The 15,498-nt window shown below is 71.2% G+C and carries 4 protein-coding genes; all 4 read left to right on the top strand.

The window, feature by feature from the left end:
- Positions 1-579: 579 nt before the first annotated feature.
- Positions 580-1,920, top strand: coding sequence for an ATP-grasp domain-containing protein (locus tag IO24_RS0110450; RefSeq protein WP_157851245.1), 1,341 nt, complete (start codon positions 580-582; stop codon positions 1,918-1,920).
- A complete protein-coding gene (locus IO24_RS0110445; RefSeq protein WP_045296272.1) occupies positions 1,917-3,161 on the top strand; it encodes an MFS transporter in 1,245 nt (414 codons plus the stop codon). Before IO24_RS0110450 ends, IO24_RS0110445 begins: the two co-directional genes overlap by 4 nt.
- A gap of 261 nt (positions 3,162-3,422) precedes the next feature.
- Positions 3,423-4,649 carry an MFS transporter gene (locus tag IO24_RS0110440; protein ID WP_338055575.1) on the top strand — a complete coding sequence of 409 codons (1,227 nt, stop codon included), beginning with the start codon at positions 3,423-3,425 and terminating at the stop codon, positions 4,647-4,649.
- A 10-nt stretch (positions 4,650-4,659) separates the two neighbouring features.
- Complete coding sequence (locus IO24_RS0110435) at positions 4,660-15,435, top strand: hybrid non-ribosomal peptide synthetase/type I polyketide synthase (protein ID WP_031134272.1); 10,776 nt, start codon at positions 4,660-4,662, stop codon at positions 15,433-15,435.
- The last annotated feature ends 63 nt before the right edge of the window (positions 15,436-15,498 follow it).

Below are 15,498 nucleotides of genomic sequence, written 5' to 3'. Positions count from 1 at the left end.
CGCGCCCGTGCGGTGCGCCTCGAGTGCCGTGGGCGCGGCCGATGTCGAGGTGAAGGCGTTCCGGCGTCGGGTGACCGCGCCGGAACGCGCCGGCGAGACCTGTGAGACCGCTGCGGCGTTCACCGCTCAGGCGGGGCTCGACCGCCGGCTCGAGTGATCGTCGCCTGCGTCGACGCCCACCGGCACCGCTTCGGCGCCGAGCCTTTCCGCACCTGCTGTCGCAGCACGGCTGCCCGATCGCGCCGAGCACCTCCGGCGCCCGTCGAGCGCGGCCGGTCAGCCCCGCGGTGCCGGCCGGGACGCCCCGGGCGGACAGGCTGATCGGCCTGTTCGCCGTCAGCCTGCAAGGTCCGCGTCGACGGAGTCCACGATCGGCCTGTACACCACCCCAACTGGGCGACAAGGATGGCCAGTCGTGGATCGGAGGCGCCGAGTCGGACGGGGCTGCGCTCCCGGCTCGGCTCCAGTCCACCCGTCCTGTTCGAGACCACTACCATGCCAGCAAAACGCCGCTCGTCTTCCCGAGGCGGCATGACCGAACCCTCCGACGAATCCAGGACGGTTCACGATGGGAGAACCATGCCAGAGGACAAGCGCACCTCCATACTCCTGCTCGGCGTCGATCGGTACGTGGTGAGTGCCTGCTGCAGGCTGGGTGTTGACGCCGTAGCCGTGTATGGACCCGTCACCCGGGACAACGGCTTGCAGGAGATCCCCGACGGCGTCACAGCCGTGTTCTGTGATGATCACCGCAACCCCGAAGCGGTGCTGACGGCCTTACATCGCGCTGGTCTGGCCGACCGCCAATTCGATGCCGTGCAGACCACTGACGAGTGGGCCCTGGTGACGGCAGCCGTCCTCGGAGCGGCCCTCGGATGCCGGGCCCTCGATTCTGGTGCTGCCGTGTTGTTCCGTGACAAGTACCTCCAGAAGGAGCGGGTGCGCGCAGCGGGTGTTCTCACCGCCCGCACTTGGTTGGTGGAAGACATCCATTTCCTCGACGGCGATGTGCCGCCCATGCCGTTCACGCCGGCTGTGATCAAGCCGGTCGCGGGCGCCGGGACGTCACAGACCTCGGTCGTGAACGATGGTGCGGAACTGGAAACGCTGGCCCGCGCTTACCGGAAGCGGCGCACGGCCAGTCGGACTTTCGTCGCCGAGGAGTTCATGGAGGGCCAGGAGTGGACCGCTGACGGCATCGTGTCCGGAGGGGAACTGGTCTTCTACGGACTGGGTGAGTACGGCGCGTCCTGTCTGTCGGTCATCGAGTCGGGCGCGTCACTGCGGATGCGCAAGTTCGATCCCCACACCGAGCGGTGGGCGTACGACCTGGCCGGTCCGGTTGTACTCGCGGCGCTGACGGCGCTCGGCGCCCCCGACGGCGTCTTCCACATGGAACTGTTCCATGACCCCGAAACCGGTCAAGTCGCCTTCAGTGAGTGTGCGTTGCGGCGTGGCGGCGCGCTCACACAGGAGGAGATCCACTGCAAGTTCAACGTCGACCTCGGGGAAGCGGCGGTGCTGTGCGCCCTGGGCGACCGGCCGGCACCGGTGGTCAAGGTACGGTCCGGAACGGTGGGCTCGTCGTACCTGCCCAGCCGGGCCGGCACCCTGCTGTCATGTCCCACGCCGGAGCAGCTGCGACAGCTGCCGGACGTGGAGTTCGCCCGCATCGACCAGCCGCCGGGCATGGTCCTTCCTGAGGCGTTCGGGGCCACCGGTGAACGGCTCGGCCAGGTGATGTTCACAACGGACTCCGTCGACCTGCTGGATCAGCGTGTCGAGGAAACCCAGTCCTGGTTCCTGGAACATCTGCGGGTGATACCTCACGAGGTCGTCACCCGACGGCTGCGCGATTGGAGTCGGGAGGTTGTCGGAGCGGACTACGCGGACGTTCTGTACGACCCGGAGGGGAAGTGAAGATCCCGTCCGACTTCGTTGGCCGGCGCGCGCTGGCTGATCGGGCCACCCGCCGCTTCGCCTTGGTGACACTGGTGGATTCCATCGGCAGCGGGATGTTCCTGACCGCGTCGGTGCTGTTCCTCACGCAGTGGGCGGGCTTGACGCCGAGCCAGATCGGGACCGGCCTGGCAGTGTCCGCCGGCGTGGCCCTGCTGCTCTCCGTGCCGGTCACCGTGGCCGCGGAGCGGCTGGGTGTTGTTCGGGCGCTCGTGTTGCTGCAGATCTGGCGCGGCGGGTGGTTCCTGGCCTATCTGACGGTGGAGACCTTCCCGGCCTACCTGGTGGTGTGCTGCATGCTGGGACTCGCGTTGCGGGTCATCGGCCCCCTCACCCAGTCAGTCGTGGCAGCGGCTACCTCCAAGGAGGACCGCGTGACAACGATGGCCATGATGCGCTCGGTGCAGAACGCCGGCTTCGGCGTCGGGGCGTTCGCGGGCACGTTGGTCATCGGCGCGGGCTCGCGGGCTGCCCTGGCGGGGCCCATCGTCTTCACGGCCGTGTCGCTCTTCGCCGCCGCCGCGCTGCTGCGAGGACTGCCCGTCCCGGTCGTGCCCGCGGCCTCGATCCGCCGCTCGTCCGCCTGGCGGCAGCTGCGCTCGCTGCGCGACAGACGGTACCTGCTGCTGACCGCCCTCAGCGGTGTTCTGGTGCTGCACATGACCCTGTTGACGGTGGGTCTGCCGCTGTGGATCGTCGAGCACACCGACGCTCCGCCTGCGGTTGTCGGCGTGAGCCTGCTCGCCAACACGGTGCTGGTCGTGCTGTTGCAGGTGCGAGCGTCCCGTGGCTGTGACGACGTGCGGGTCGCCGGCCGTCGGATGGTCCTGTCCGGCATCGCGCTGGCGGTGTTCTGCGCGCTTCTGGCGGCTTCCGGCGAGATGTCGGCGGTCCCGGCGACCGCCGCGATTCTGCTGGCGGCGATCACACTGACCATGGGGGAACTGTGGCACTCCGCCGGCGCGTGGGGGATTTCCTTCGAGTTGGCCCCGGTGGACCGACGCACCGAGTATCTGGCGGTGTTCAACTTGGGGACCATCGTGCAGGGCATCGTGGGCCCGCCGCTGGTGACCGCCCTTGTGCTGCCACTCGGCACACCCGGCTGGTTGATGATCGGTGTCGTCTTGATGGTCGCCGCTGCCGCGGTCCCCGCGGTGACCCGCCTGTCCTCACCGCACGACGCCGAACTGGCGGTGGAGTGACTCGGCCGGGTGCCCCACGGCCGGTCGTCCGGTCCGGGTGCGAACCGAGTTCCATCGCAGTGTTTTCAGCCAGCATTGAATTCTTGACCAGTCTTGTTTCAGTCAAGATCTCGCTTCCCCACTCCGTGCACAGGGCATCGAGCTAGCGTTCGGCGCGTTGAGGGAACCTTCGTTTCGGTGTGCTGGTGCACCGCAGGTCGGGTGGCTGTGTATTGGGCGCGAACGGTCCGGGCAGGCGTGGATTGGCGGTTCCGGGCCATTGTGTCCGCCTATGCCCTGTCGGGCTACGGCAACTACCTCAACCTGATCGCGCTGAGCCTGTTCTCCTACGACGTCACGGGCACCGCGTTCGGTGTCGGGGCGGTCATGGCGTTACGCCTGTTCTCCGGATTTCTGGCCGGGCTCGCTGCGGGGGCGCTGTCGGCCAGGGTCACCCGGCGAACCATGATGATCTCCGCGGATGTTGCCCAGGCCGCTGCCATGACCGTGCTGGCGCTGTGCGTCTCGCGGACGCCTCTGTGGCTGCTCGCCTGCGCGGTCGTCGTCCTGGGTGCGGGCAACACTTTCTTCACCGTCGCTCTGCGCAGTTCGATTCCGGTCATGGTCGGGCAGGAGGCTCGCTCCCGTGCGAACGGGTTGCTGGTCACAGCGCGGTCTTTCGCCACGGTGCTCGGATTCGCCTCCGCGGCGCCGGTCATCGGGCTCGGCGGCTATACCGCCGCCTTTGCCGTCAACGCCGCGAGCTTCGTGGTGTCCGCCACAGCTCTGCTGGTCCTGCGCCCGCGCACGGACGAGACGGACGTCGGTGACTCCGAGGAAGACGCGAAGCCGGACGGTCCGAGGAGCGATGGGCCGCTGCTCCCCAGGTCGCGCCGCGTACGGCGCGCGATGGCAGGCGTGCCGGCACTGCTGATGGGCATGATCCTGCTCAGAGGCGTCGACGCTCTGGCCTCTTCCTCGCACAACGTGGCCTTGCCCGTGGTCGCGCACGCCACCGCCCCGTCCGGCCCTGCGGTGTTCATGACCCAGTTCTGGGTGGCGTGGGCGATCGGCACGCTCCTCGCCCACCAGGCCCTCAAACGCAGGCGCGACGCGGCAGCGTGGGGCGAGCGCGCGTTCGCGGTCGGCACCTGCCTGATGTCGCTCTCCTTCGTGGTCGCGTTCGCGGGACTGCCCACCCCCGCACTGATCGTGGCGGCTGCGTCGGCGGGATTCGCCGACGGCTGCACGGAGATCGTCTACACCTCGCGCCTTCAGGCGGCTCCCGACCGGCAGCGCAGCCGGCTGTTCGGATGGTCCGCCACGGCGGAGCAGTCCGGGTTCGCGCTGGGAACGGTCGCCGCGGCCGCGGCTCTCGAGGTGCTGCCGGCGGTGTCCGTCGTGGGCGCCTTCCACGGCGCGGCGATGTGCGGGGCACTGGCTCTGCTGGTCATCACCATCCGCCGCGGCACGGCTGCCACGCGGTCGTCCACCAGTAAAGAAGACTGAGAGGACACACATGGAACGCGTACGAGGGCAGGCCGTCTGCCGAGGGCCTGAGCCGGAGCACACCGAGGACGATCCACGGAGCGCCGTGCGGGCCCTGCTGCGCGCCGCGGACGCCGCCTCCGGCGCGGCGGTCGTCACCATCTCCCCGGACGGCTCCGCGACCGCGCTGTCGTACCCCGACCTTCTGGCCCGGGCTCGCCGACTGCTGACCGGTCTGCGGGAGCAGGGGCTGCGCGCCGGTGACGTGCTGGTGCTCTGCGGACTGCCGCTGGAGGAGTTCTTCCCCGCTTTCTGGGCCGGCGTGCTCGGCGGCGCCCGGCCCATGGCCATCGCGGAGCACCCCGCCGAGGGCTCCCCGGCGCTGGAACGGCTGCTGCACGCCTGCACGTTGCTGGACCAGCCGCTGGTACTCAGCGACGCGGCCGGGGCTGCGGCTCTGGCGCAGGCGGCACCGCACCTGCGGGCCGTGGTCGCGCAGGACTGCCTGAGTGCGCTGCCCGCGGACGCGCTCACCGAGCCGGCCGCATCCGACGTCGCGCTGCTGATGCTGTCCTCCGGAAGTACCGGTGTACCCAAGGCCGCGCAGCTGACGCACGCCGGTCTGGCCGATTTCGCCGCGAGCAGCCGACGCATCCTGGACGTGCGCCCGGACGACACCATGGTGAACTGGCTGCCGGTCGACCACAGCGGTGCCTTCCTGCTGTACCACCTGCTCGCGGTCTTCACGGGATGCACCAACGTCCATGCCCCGACCGAACTGGTCCTGGCCGAGCCGCTGCACTGGCTCGACCTCCTCGACCGGTATGAGGCGCAGCACAGTTGGGCACCGACCTTCGCCTACCAGCTCGTCGCGGACGCGCTCGCGGCGCGGGGCACGGGCGACTGGGACCTCGGGCGGGTCAAGTCCCTGCTCTGCGGCGGCGAGCAGATCGTGCTGCCGGTGCTGCGTCGTTTCCTCGACGCGACAGCCGCGTACGGCATCCGGGAAGGGCACATCGTTCCGGTGTGGGGCATGGCCGAGACGGTCACGGCCGTCACCTACGGCCGGCTCGACCTGCCGGGCACCGTGCAGCGCCTGCTCAAGAGCAGCCTGAACGGCGATCTGGTGCGGGCCGACGAGCGGGCACCCGAGCGTGACTGCGTCACCTTCGTCGCGGCGGGCTCACCGGCGCACGGGGTCACCCTGCGCATCGTGGACGACCGCGGCGACCCGGCGCCCGAGGGGCGGATCGGCCGGCTGCAAGTGCACTCGCCCGCCCGCCTGACCCCCGGCTACGTGAACAACCCGGCAGCGGACGCGGCGGCTTTCCCCGGCGGACGTGACTGGCTGGACACGGGTGATCTGGCCTTTCTCGACGCGGGCCAGGTCGTGATCACCGGCCGCCGCAAGGACGTGATCATCATCAACGGGCACAACATCCCTTGCCACGAGGTCGAGGAAGCCGCCGGCACCGTCGTCGGCATCCGGCCGGGAGAGGTGGCCGCCTGCGGCGTTCCGCACCCGGACAGCGGCACGGAGGAGTTGGCCGTGTTCTTCGTGAGCCGCGGTGTCCCCGACGACGCGCGCATCACCCGGGAAGTGAAGGCGGCGTTGTTCTCCCGGCTTCGCCTCACCGCCGCCCATGTCCTGCCCGTCCCGCACGACGAGTTCCCGAGAACGCCCGCGGGCAAGGTGCGCCGTGGCGAACTCAGGGAGCGCCTGATCGGCGGCGGGCTGCGGACCGCCACCACGCCGCGTGTCGCAGCGGACCCCGACGAGGTGACGCGGGCGGTGCAGGAGGAGATGTCCGCCGTACTGGGGCGCCGGGTGGAGGTGGATGCGCCGTTCTATGAACAGGGCCTGACGTCCGTGCTCCTTGTGCGCCTTCGTGCGCGCCTTGAGTCGCGGTTCGCGACGACGATCGCGCAGACCGCGTTCTTCGAACATCCCACCGTCGCCGCGCTCGCCGCGTACGTGGCCGAAGCCACCGGGGTGCCGACGGCCTCCGTCAACGCCGGTACCGACACCTCCGACGCCTCCGACGCCTCCGACGCCTCCGACAACATGAACAACAGGGACGACCGCAGCATCGCGGTCGTCGGACTCTCCGTCCGCTTTCCGGGCGCGGACACGGTGGAAGAGTTCTGGTCCAACCTGCGGGACGGCGTGGACAGCGTCCGTGTCTTCGACGAAGAGGAACTCGCGGCGGCGGGGCTCCCACCGGAGCAGCGGCGCGCACCGGATCTGGTGCCCGTCGCCGGAATCCTCGACGGCGTCGACGCATTCGACGCGGACTTCTTCGGGATGAGCCCCAAGGAGGCCGGGCTCACGCACCCCGCGCACCGGCTGTTCCTGGAGTGCTGCCATGAGGCGCTGGAGGACGGCGGCTACGCCGCGGCCGAACCGGGCACCGGCATCGGGGTGTTCGCGGGGTCGGGCATGAACCTCTACGACCACCAGCAGCCGTCGGCGTCAGGCGCCCCGTACGACGGGAGTGATCCCGCCACCGGCATGCAGGCCGCCGTCGGGCAGCAGCCGGACTTCCTCGCCTCCCGAGTCGCCTACCGGCTCGGTCTCACCGGCCCCGCCATCGGCGTGCAGACGGCCTGCTCCACCTCGCTGGTCGCCGTGCACCTCGCGGTCCAGTCCCTGCTGAGCGGCGAGTCGGATCTGGCGCTGGCGGGCGCCGCCGCTGTGCACCTCCCCCAGGAGACGGGTTACCGCAGTCACCCCGGCTCCATCCTGTCCCCCACCGGACGCTGCCGGGCCTTCGACGCGGACGCCGACGGAACCGTCGGCGGCAACGGCGTGGCCGCCGTCCTGCTGAAACGCCTCGACCGCGCGCTGGCCGACGGTGACACCGTGCACGCGGTGATTCTGGGCTCCGCGGTCAACAACGACGGTGCGGAGAAGGTGGGCTTCAGCGCCCCCGGCGTCACGGGTCAAGTGGAGGTCGTACGCCGGGCGCTGCGCAGAGCGGCTGTCCCCGCGGACACGATCTCGTACGTGGAGGCGCACGGGACCGGCACCAGGCTCGGCGATCCGATCGAGCTGGAGGCACTGAGCCGCGCCCTTGGTGAAGGCACACGGAAGACGGCCTTCTGCACCGTCGGTTCCGTGAAGCCGAACATCGGCCACCTCGACAGTTGCGCCGGAATGGCCGGGCTGATCAAGACGGTCCTCATGCTGCGCCACCGGACGCTGGTACCGACACTGCACCTGACTCGCCCCAACCCCGAACTCCCGTTGGCGAACGGCCCGTTGACGTTGGCCACCGAGCTGCGGCCGTGGCCGTCGCCGCACGGTGTGCCACGGCGGGCCGGGGTCAGCGCCCTCGGGGTCGGCGGCACCAACGCCCATGTGGTGCTTCAGGAGCCCCCGCCGCCGACAGCGCCCGCGGCCGCTGACGCCGGCATACCCGTACTCGTTCCGGTGTCGGCCCGCGACGCACAGGCTCTGGCCGAACTGACCGAACGGCTCCGCGACCGGCTGCGACAGCGGCCCGAACTCGCGGCCGGGGACATCGCGGCGACCCTGGCACTCGGCAGGCCACACCGCCCGGCGCGGACCGTGGCCGTCGGCCGCACGGCCGAGGAGCTCGCCCGCGCCCTGCAAGAGCAGCCGGCACCGCCCGGTCCGCTCGGACCGCTCGCGTTCGCCTTCTCCGGGCAGGGCAGCGCCCGCCGCGGCATGGCGGGCGGCCTCTACGCCGCGCATCCCGCGGCCCGGCACATGCTCGACCGGTGCGAGGAGCTCTACGCCGACGAGTTCGGCGGCACCCTGCTCCCGCTCCTGCTCGACGAGTCGGGCCACTCCCCCGCCGCGGGCGACCTGTGGCCCACCGAGACCGCCCAGGCCGCCCTCTTCGCGCACCAGACGGCACTGGTCGAGGTGTGGCGCACCGCCGGTGTCCGCCCCGCGCTGCTGCTCGGCCACAGCGTCGGCGAGTACGCGGCCCTGTACGCGGGAGGCGCCCTGACCCTCGAGGAGGGGCTGCGGCTCACCGCGTGGCGCGGCAGGCTGATGCACACCCTCTGTCCGCCCGGCGGCATGCTGGCGGTCCGCGCCGGCACGACGGTCGCGCAGCGCGTCGCACAGGCAACCGGAGCCGAACTGGCCGCGGTCAACGGGCCGCACGCCCAGGTGCTCTCCGGCTCACCGCAGGTCATCGAGGAAACGATGCGCATGCTGGACCGGGAAGGGCTGCGGTGGCGGGCGCTCGCCGTCGACCGGGCCTTCCACTCGGCTGCGGTCGAGCCGGCGCTGCGCGACTTCCGTTCCCAGGCGGAGCGCATGACGTACAAGCCGCTGCAGGTCCCGTTGGTCACCGCGGCCGACGGCGAGTTCCGCCCGGCGGGCTGGACCGTCGACGCGGACTACCTCTGCGATCAGGCGCGCCGGCCGGTCCGCTTCGATCGCGTCATGGCCGCCGCGACGGAGCACGGTTGCGAGGACTTCCTGGAGATCAGTGCCGGGGACACCCTCTCCGGCCTCGGCAGGCACTGCGTTCCCGGGAGCCGCTGGGTGAGCGGGCAGGGCCGGGGCTCGGTGGCCGACCAGATGGAGGGACTCCTGACAGCGCTGGGGTCGCTGTACCGCGCGGGCGCCGAGCTGGACTGGCGCGCCATCACCGGGCCGGGAGGCAGGGTGCCCCTGCCGGGGCATCCCCTGCGGCGGCGCAAGGTGACACCCCGAGCCACCCTGCCGGCGCAGGTCCCAGGCCACCACCCCCGGCCACAGCCGGCCATCCCCGCGCGGTCCGCCGCCCGGGACCAACTCCTCGATGCCGTACGGGAGCTGACGGCGAACAAGCTCGGCAGCGAGACGGCGGACGTCGCACCCGACAGCTCGTTCTTCGAGCTGGGCGCGGACTCCCTCTCCCTGATGGGCATGACGACGGAACTGGAGCACCGGTACGGCGTACGCATACCCATCAGGGAACTGTTCTCCTCGGCCGACACTCCGCGCAGGCTCGCCGAACGCCTGGTGTCGCTTCGGGGCGGCGCGGCCGAAACCCCGTCCGCGGAACCGTACGCGGCGGAGGCGCCCGTCACCCCACAGCGGCCGCATCCGGAGCCGGGTCCTGCGCCCGGGAGTTCCGGGGAGCACCACGACCTGTTCGCTCGGCAACTGAAGCTGGCCGAGCACCTCATCGACCAGGTGACCGGGGTGATCTCCCGCCAGCTCGACACGCTCACCTCCGCTCCCTCCGCCGCTGCGGCCACCCCGGCCCCGGCGCAGCGGACCTCGGCCGCCGTCCCCGTACCGCCCAAGGCCGAGCCGGAGCCCGAACTCCCGGCCGCGGCACACCTTCCACCGACCCGCGCGCCCGGATGCGACATCAGCCTGTACTTCTTCGGCGACTACCCCGAGGACGCCGAGCGCGACAAGTACACGCTGATCATGGACGCCGCGGAATTCGCCGACCGGCACGGGTTCCATGCCCTGTGGTTTCCGGAGCGGCACTTCAACTCCTTCGGCGCGCTCTTCCCCAATCCCTCCGTGCTCGCCGCCGCCCTCGCGGCCAGGACCCGTCGTATCCGGCTGCACGCGGGTTCCGTGGTGCTGCCGCTGCACCACCCGATACGGGTCGCCGAGGAGTGGTCGGTGGTGGACAACATCTCCGGCGGACGGGTGGGCCTGTGCTTCGCGAGCGGGTGGCACGCCACCGACTTCGCGCTCGCTCCGGAGCACTTCGGCCGGCACCGCGAGGTGATGTACGAGCAGCTGGCGACCGTACGGCGGCTCTGGTCCGGGCAGCCGGTCACGGTGACCGCGGGCGACGGCAAACCTGCCGAGATACGGCTGTACCCCCGTCCTGTGCAGGAGCAGCCGCCCTTGTACGTCGCTGTGGTGGGCAACCCGGACAGCTACCGTCAGGCTGCCGCCCACGATCTGGGTGTGGTCACCAACCTGATGACCCAGACCGTCGAGCAGCTGGCGGAGAACATCTCCCTGTACCGGCGCACGCGCGCCGAGCACGGGCTCGATCCCGCGGCGGGCAGGGTGGTGGTGCTGGTGCACACCTATCTCGGCGACGACGCCGAGCGGGCCCGGGCCGAGGCGTACCGGCCGTTCGTGTCCTACCTGCGTTCCTCGCTGTCCCTCTTCGACCAGGTCACCAACAGCCTCGGCTTCGACGTCGACCTGGACAACACCTCCGAGGACGACGTGGAGTTCCTGCTCGGGCGCGCCTACGAACGCTACTGCGACTCCCGCGCGCTGATCGGTGACGAGCACACGGCCGCCGAGACGGTGTCCCGGCTGGTCGACGCCGGAGCGGACGAGATCGCCTGCTTCGTGGACTTCGGCGTGCCGAAGGAGAAGGTGCTGGCGGCGCTGCCCGCGCTCGACCGGCTTCGCCGCCGTGAGCAGCCGAGGGCTCCGCGGCGAGCGGCACGCGTGCCCGAACGCCTGCCTCTGTCACCCGCCCAGCGCCGCATCTGGTTCCTGGAGCGACTGCACCCGGGGACCAGCATGTACCACGAGCCCAAGGCGATCCGCCTGGACGGCCCGCTGAACGTGCCCGCGCTGCGGTGGGCGCTGCAGCGGGTCGCGGACCGCCACCCGGCGCTCCGTACCGTGTTCCCGGACGCCGACGGCACCCCGTACCAGGAGATCCGTCCACGGGCGCGCCTCGACTGTCCGGTCGACGACCACAGCGGGGAGTCGGAGGATGAGGCGCTGCGCCGCGCTCTGGAGACCGAGGGCCGCCGGATCTTCGACCTGAGCACCGGCCCGCTGGTCTCGGCCCGGCTGCTGCGCCTGTCGGAGGATCGGCACCTGCTCTTCCTGCTGGCCCATCACATCGTCTTCGATTCGGCTTCCACAGCGGTGCTGGCCCGCGATCTCGCCGCCTGCTACCGCTCCTGGCCGCACGGCGATCCCGAACTGCCGTCTCTGCCGGAGGTGTTGACAGCCGGTGAGCCCGGTCCCGCGGCGGTTGCCGCGTCCCTCGACTTCTGGCGGCGCGAGCTGAGCGGCGCCCAGGAACTCTCGCTGCCCACGGACCGGCCCCGCCCGCCGGTCAGGTCGGGGGCGGGGGCGAGCCTCACCCACACGCTGGATGCCGAACTCGTGCACAGGTTACGGGTGTTCGCCGCCGGACACCGCGTCACGGTCTTCATGACGCTGACCGGCGCCATCGCGGCGGTGCTCGGCCGGTTCAGCGGGCAGGAGGAGGTGGTGCTCGGCACCGCGGTCGCCGCCAGGCCCTCCGGCACCGAGCACTGCGTCGGCCTGTTCCTCGACACCGTGGCGCTGCGCCTCGACCTCTCCGGCGACCCCGACTTCCCGGCCCTGCTGCACCGCGTGAGGGAGAGCAGCACCGCGGCGTACGAGCACCTGGCCGTCCCCTTCGACGAGCTGGTCGGCACCCTGAACCCGCGCCGTGACCCGAGCCGCAACCCGCTCTTCCAGGTGATGGTGGAGTACGAGAACGAGGGAGAGGTGGAGTTCGACCCGCCCCGGTTGACGGCCGCACTGCTGGACATGCCGAGCGAACGAGCCCCCTTCGACCTCAGCGTGTATCTCACACACCACCGTGACGGTGTGCGGTTCATGGTCGAGTACGACACGGCCCTCTTCGACGAGAGCACCGTGCGCCGCTTCGCCGACTACGTGGAGCAGGTACTGCGCCGCGCCCTCGATGCCTCAGACGCGCCCCTCGCCGACCTGACCGCTGTCACCGACGCCGACCGCACGGCCCTTGCCCGGCTGGGACACCTGGGCGAGATGTCCGCACCCGGCGTGCCGGACACGTTGCACGCTCTGTTCGAGGAGCAGGTTCGCCGGACACCCGACGCCATCGCGCTCCTGAGCGGCGAACGGCGTGTCGCCTACGGGGAGCTGGACGCGCGCGCGAACAGGCTCGCCCGGCTGCTGCGCACCCGCGGCGCGGCACGCGGACAGCGCGTGGCGGTGCTGCTGCCGCGCGGCCCGGAACTGATCACCGCCCTGCTGGCCGTGCTCAAGAGCGGCGCCGCCTACCTGCCCCTCGACCCGTCCATGCCCCCGCCCCGGCTCGCCGCGCTCGTCGAAGACGGTGCCCCCGTCCTGCTGCTGACGTCCGAGTCCGTCCTCGCACGGAATCCGACGCTCGGGGGGCGTCTCCCCGTGGAGCTGGCGGACCAGGTCGACGACGATCTCCCGGACACCCCCCTGGACGACGGGGCGCGGCCCGAGGACCCCGCGTACTGCATCTACACCTCGGGCTCGACCGGACGCCCCAAGGGGGTCGTCGTGCCCCATCGCGGACCGGCGGGCCTCGTACGCGGGCATGTGGCACGGCATCCCGCGCTGCGCACCCTGCAGTGGACCTCACCCGCGTTCGATGTCAGTGTGCAGGAGATCTTCACCACGCTGGCCGCCGGAGCCGCGCTCGTCCTCGTCGACGACATGGTCCGGCACGATCCCGCGGTGGTCGAGGAGATCGTGCGCCACCACGGGGTGGAGCGCGTGTTCATGCCCTGCACCCCGCTCAAGTACCTGATCGAAACCGGCCCCGAACTGCCGTCCCTGCGCGAGCTGTTCTCAGCAGGCGAGGCCCTGCAGCTCACCGACGCCTTCCGCCGGTTCCTCACCGCGCACCCGCAGTGCACGCTGTACAACCAGTACGGGCCCACCGAGGCGTCGATCATCGTCACCTCGCACCGCGTCGACCCCGGCGGCGAGGAGTGGCCGCCGATCGGCACCCCGGTACCCGGCGCGCGGATCGTGCTGCTGGACCGTGCCGGGCGGGAGGTACCCGTGGGCGCCGTCGGTGAGATCCACCTGGGCGGCAGGCCCGTCGCGCACGGCTACCACGCGCGGCCCGAGGAGACGGCTGCGGCCTTCCTCGACGACGGAACCGGGGCAGTGCTGTACCGGACGGGTGACCTCGGCCGCTGGCGCACGGACGGCACCCTCCAGTACTGCGGCCGCACCGACGACCAGGTCAAAGTCCGTGGCCACCGGGTCGAACCCCAGGAGATCCAGGGGGCGTTGACCGCGCTTCCCGGTGTCCGCGACGCGGCTGTGGTCGCTCGCCGCGACCGGCACGGCGACACGGAACTCGTCGCCTACGTGGTCCCCACGGCACCGGCGGACGACCTCTCCCCGCTGCGCGCCGCGCTCTCGGCCGAACTGCCCGATCACCTGGTACCGCGCCGCTGGGTGAGCCTGGAGCGGCTCCCGGTGAACGCCTCCGGCAAGCTGGACCGCGACCGGCTGCCCGGCCCCGGCACCGACGGCGCGGCCCGTCAGCCGGACGCCGCGCCGGTCACCCGGCTGGAGAAGGCGCTGCACGAACTGTGGTGCGACGAACTCGGGGCGCGGCAGATCCCGGTGACCCGGTCCTTCTTCGAACTCGGTGGCCACTCCCTCAGTGCGATCCGGCTGCTGCACCGGATGACCGACCACCTGGACGTCGAACTCTCCATGGCCGACTTCTTCCTCGATCCGACCATCCGCGGCGTCGCGGCACGCTGCGAACAGCCCACGCCCGCGGGCCGGGTGGTCGACACCGTGCCGATGCCTTCCACACTGCGCCGCCTGTGGCACCGCCACCACGAACGGACCGACCCGAGCGTCTACAACATCGCCCACCGCATCGATCTGCACGGCGATCTGGATCCCGGAATCCTGGCGCGGGTTCTGGAGGACCTCGTCGGGCGCCATCACGCGCTGCGCAGCCGGGCCGCGGTACGTGACGGGCAGTACCTCGTCGAGGTTCTGTCCGACGTGCCCGTGGACCTCTCGATCACCGATCTGTCCGCACACGCACAGGACGCGGCGTTCGTCGAGCGGCACTGCCGGGACGTCGCGTCCGCTCCGTTCGCCATGGACCGCGAACCGCTGTTCCGCTTCCGGCTGGCGCAGCTGGGCCCGGACCGCTGGGTCCTGGTGACCGTCTTCCACCACGCGATCTGCGACGGCTGGTCCATGGGGATCATCCGGCGCGAGCTGCAGGAGCTGTACAACTCCCGGCGTGACGGCGTCGACGGCCGGCTGCTCCCGCCCACCGCACAGTTCACGGATGTCGCACGAGCGGAGCACGCGTTGGACGGTGACCGCAGAGCGGCACTCGAACGGTTCTGGCGCACCGAACTCGACGGCGCACCACTGCGCCCCGCACTGCCCTACGACCGGCCTCGGCCCGAGGAGCTGTCCGGCCGGGGCGCCCTGCACACCTGGGTCATCGACGACGGCACGTCCCGCAAGGTCGCGGATGCCGCAGCCCACCTGCACACGACCCCGTACGCCGTGCTGGCCGCGGCCTTCGCGACCTGGCTGGCCGGGCTGTGCGGCGAGTCCGTGGACGTGGTGCTCGCCGCGTCCAGCGCGAACCGTCTGCGGGCCGAGCGTTCGGAGGTGGTCGGGCTGCTGGGCGACGCCGTCCTGCTGCGCGCTCGGCTGGGCGAGGCCCGGACCTTCGCCGACCTGGTGGGGCAGCTGGCCTCGACGCTCTTCACCGCACTCGACCACGAGGAACTGCCACTGACCGAAGTGGTCGAGCTGGTCGCGCCCGGGGCCGCGGACACCCTGTTCCCCACCGTGCGGTTCACCGTGGTCACTACACCGCCGCCCGCTCTGGACCTGCGGTCGGTGGCGGCTTCGGTCCACGCTCTGCCCACGTCGGGAGTGGCACGGAACGAGCTGTACGTCGTTCTGGAGCCCCTGGACGACACCCTCACCGTCACCTTCGAGTACTCCACGGATCTGTTCGACCACTGCACCGTCGAAGCGTGGGGCAAAGGCTTCACCGAACTCCTGCGAGATGCCACGGACGACCCGGGGCTCGCTGTGTGGAGCCTGCTCCGTCGCTGATCGGAGGAGTCGCGGCACAGCGGCCGGGGCGAGAAGGCGGCACCACCTTCTCGCTCCGCCGGG

The organism is Streptomyces flavovariabilis, assembly GCF_000725785.1.
GTDB lineage: Bacteria > Actinomycetota > Actinomycetes > Streptomycetales > Streptomycetaceae > Streptomyces > Streptomyces hawaiiensis.
The sequence above is the reverse complement of the archived record's forward strand: the minus strand, read 5'-3'. Positions and strand labels throughout refer to the sequence as shown.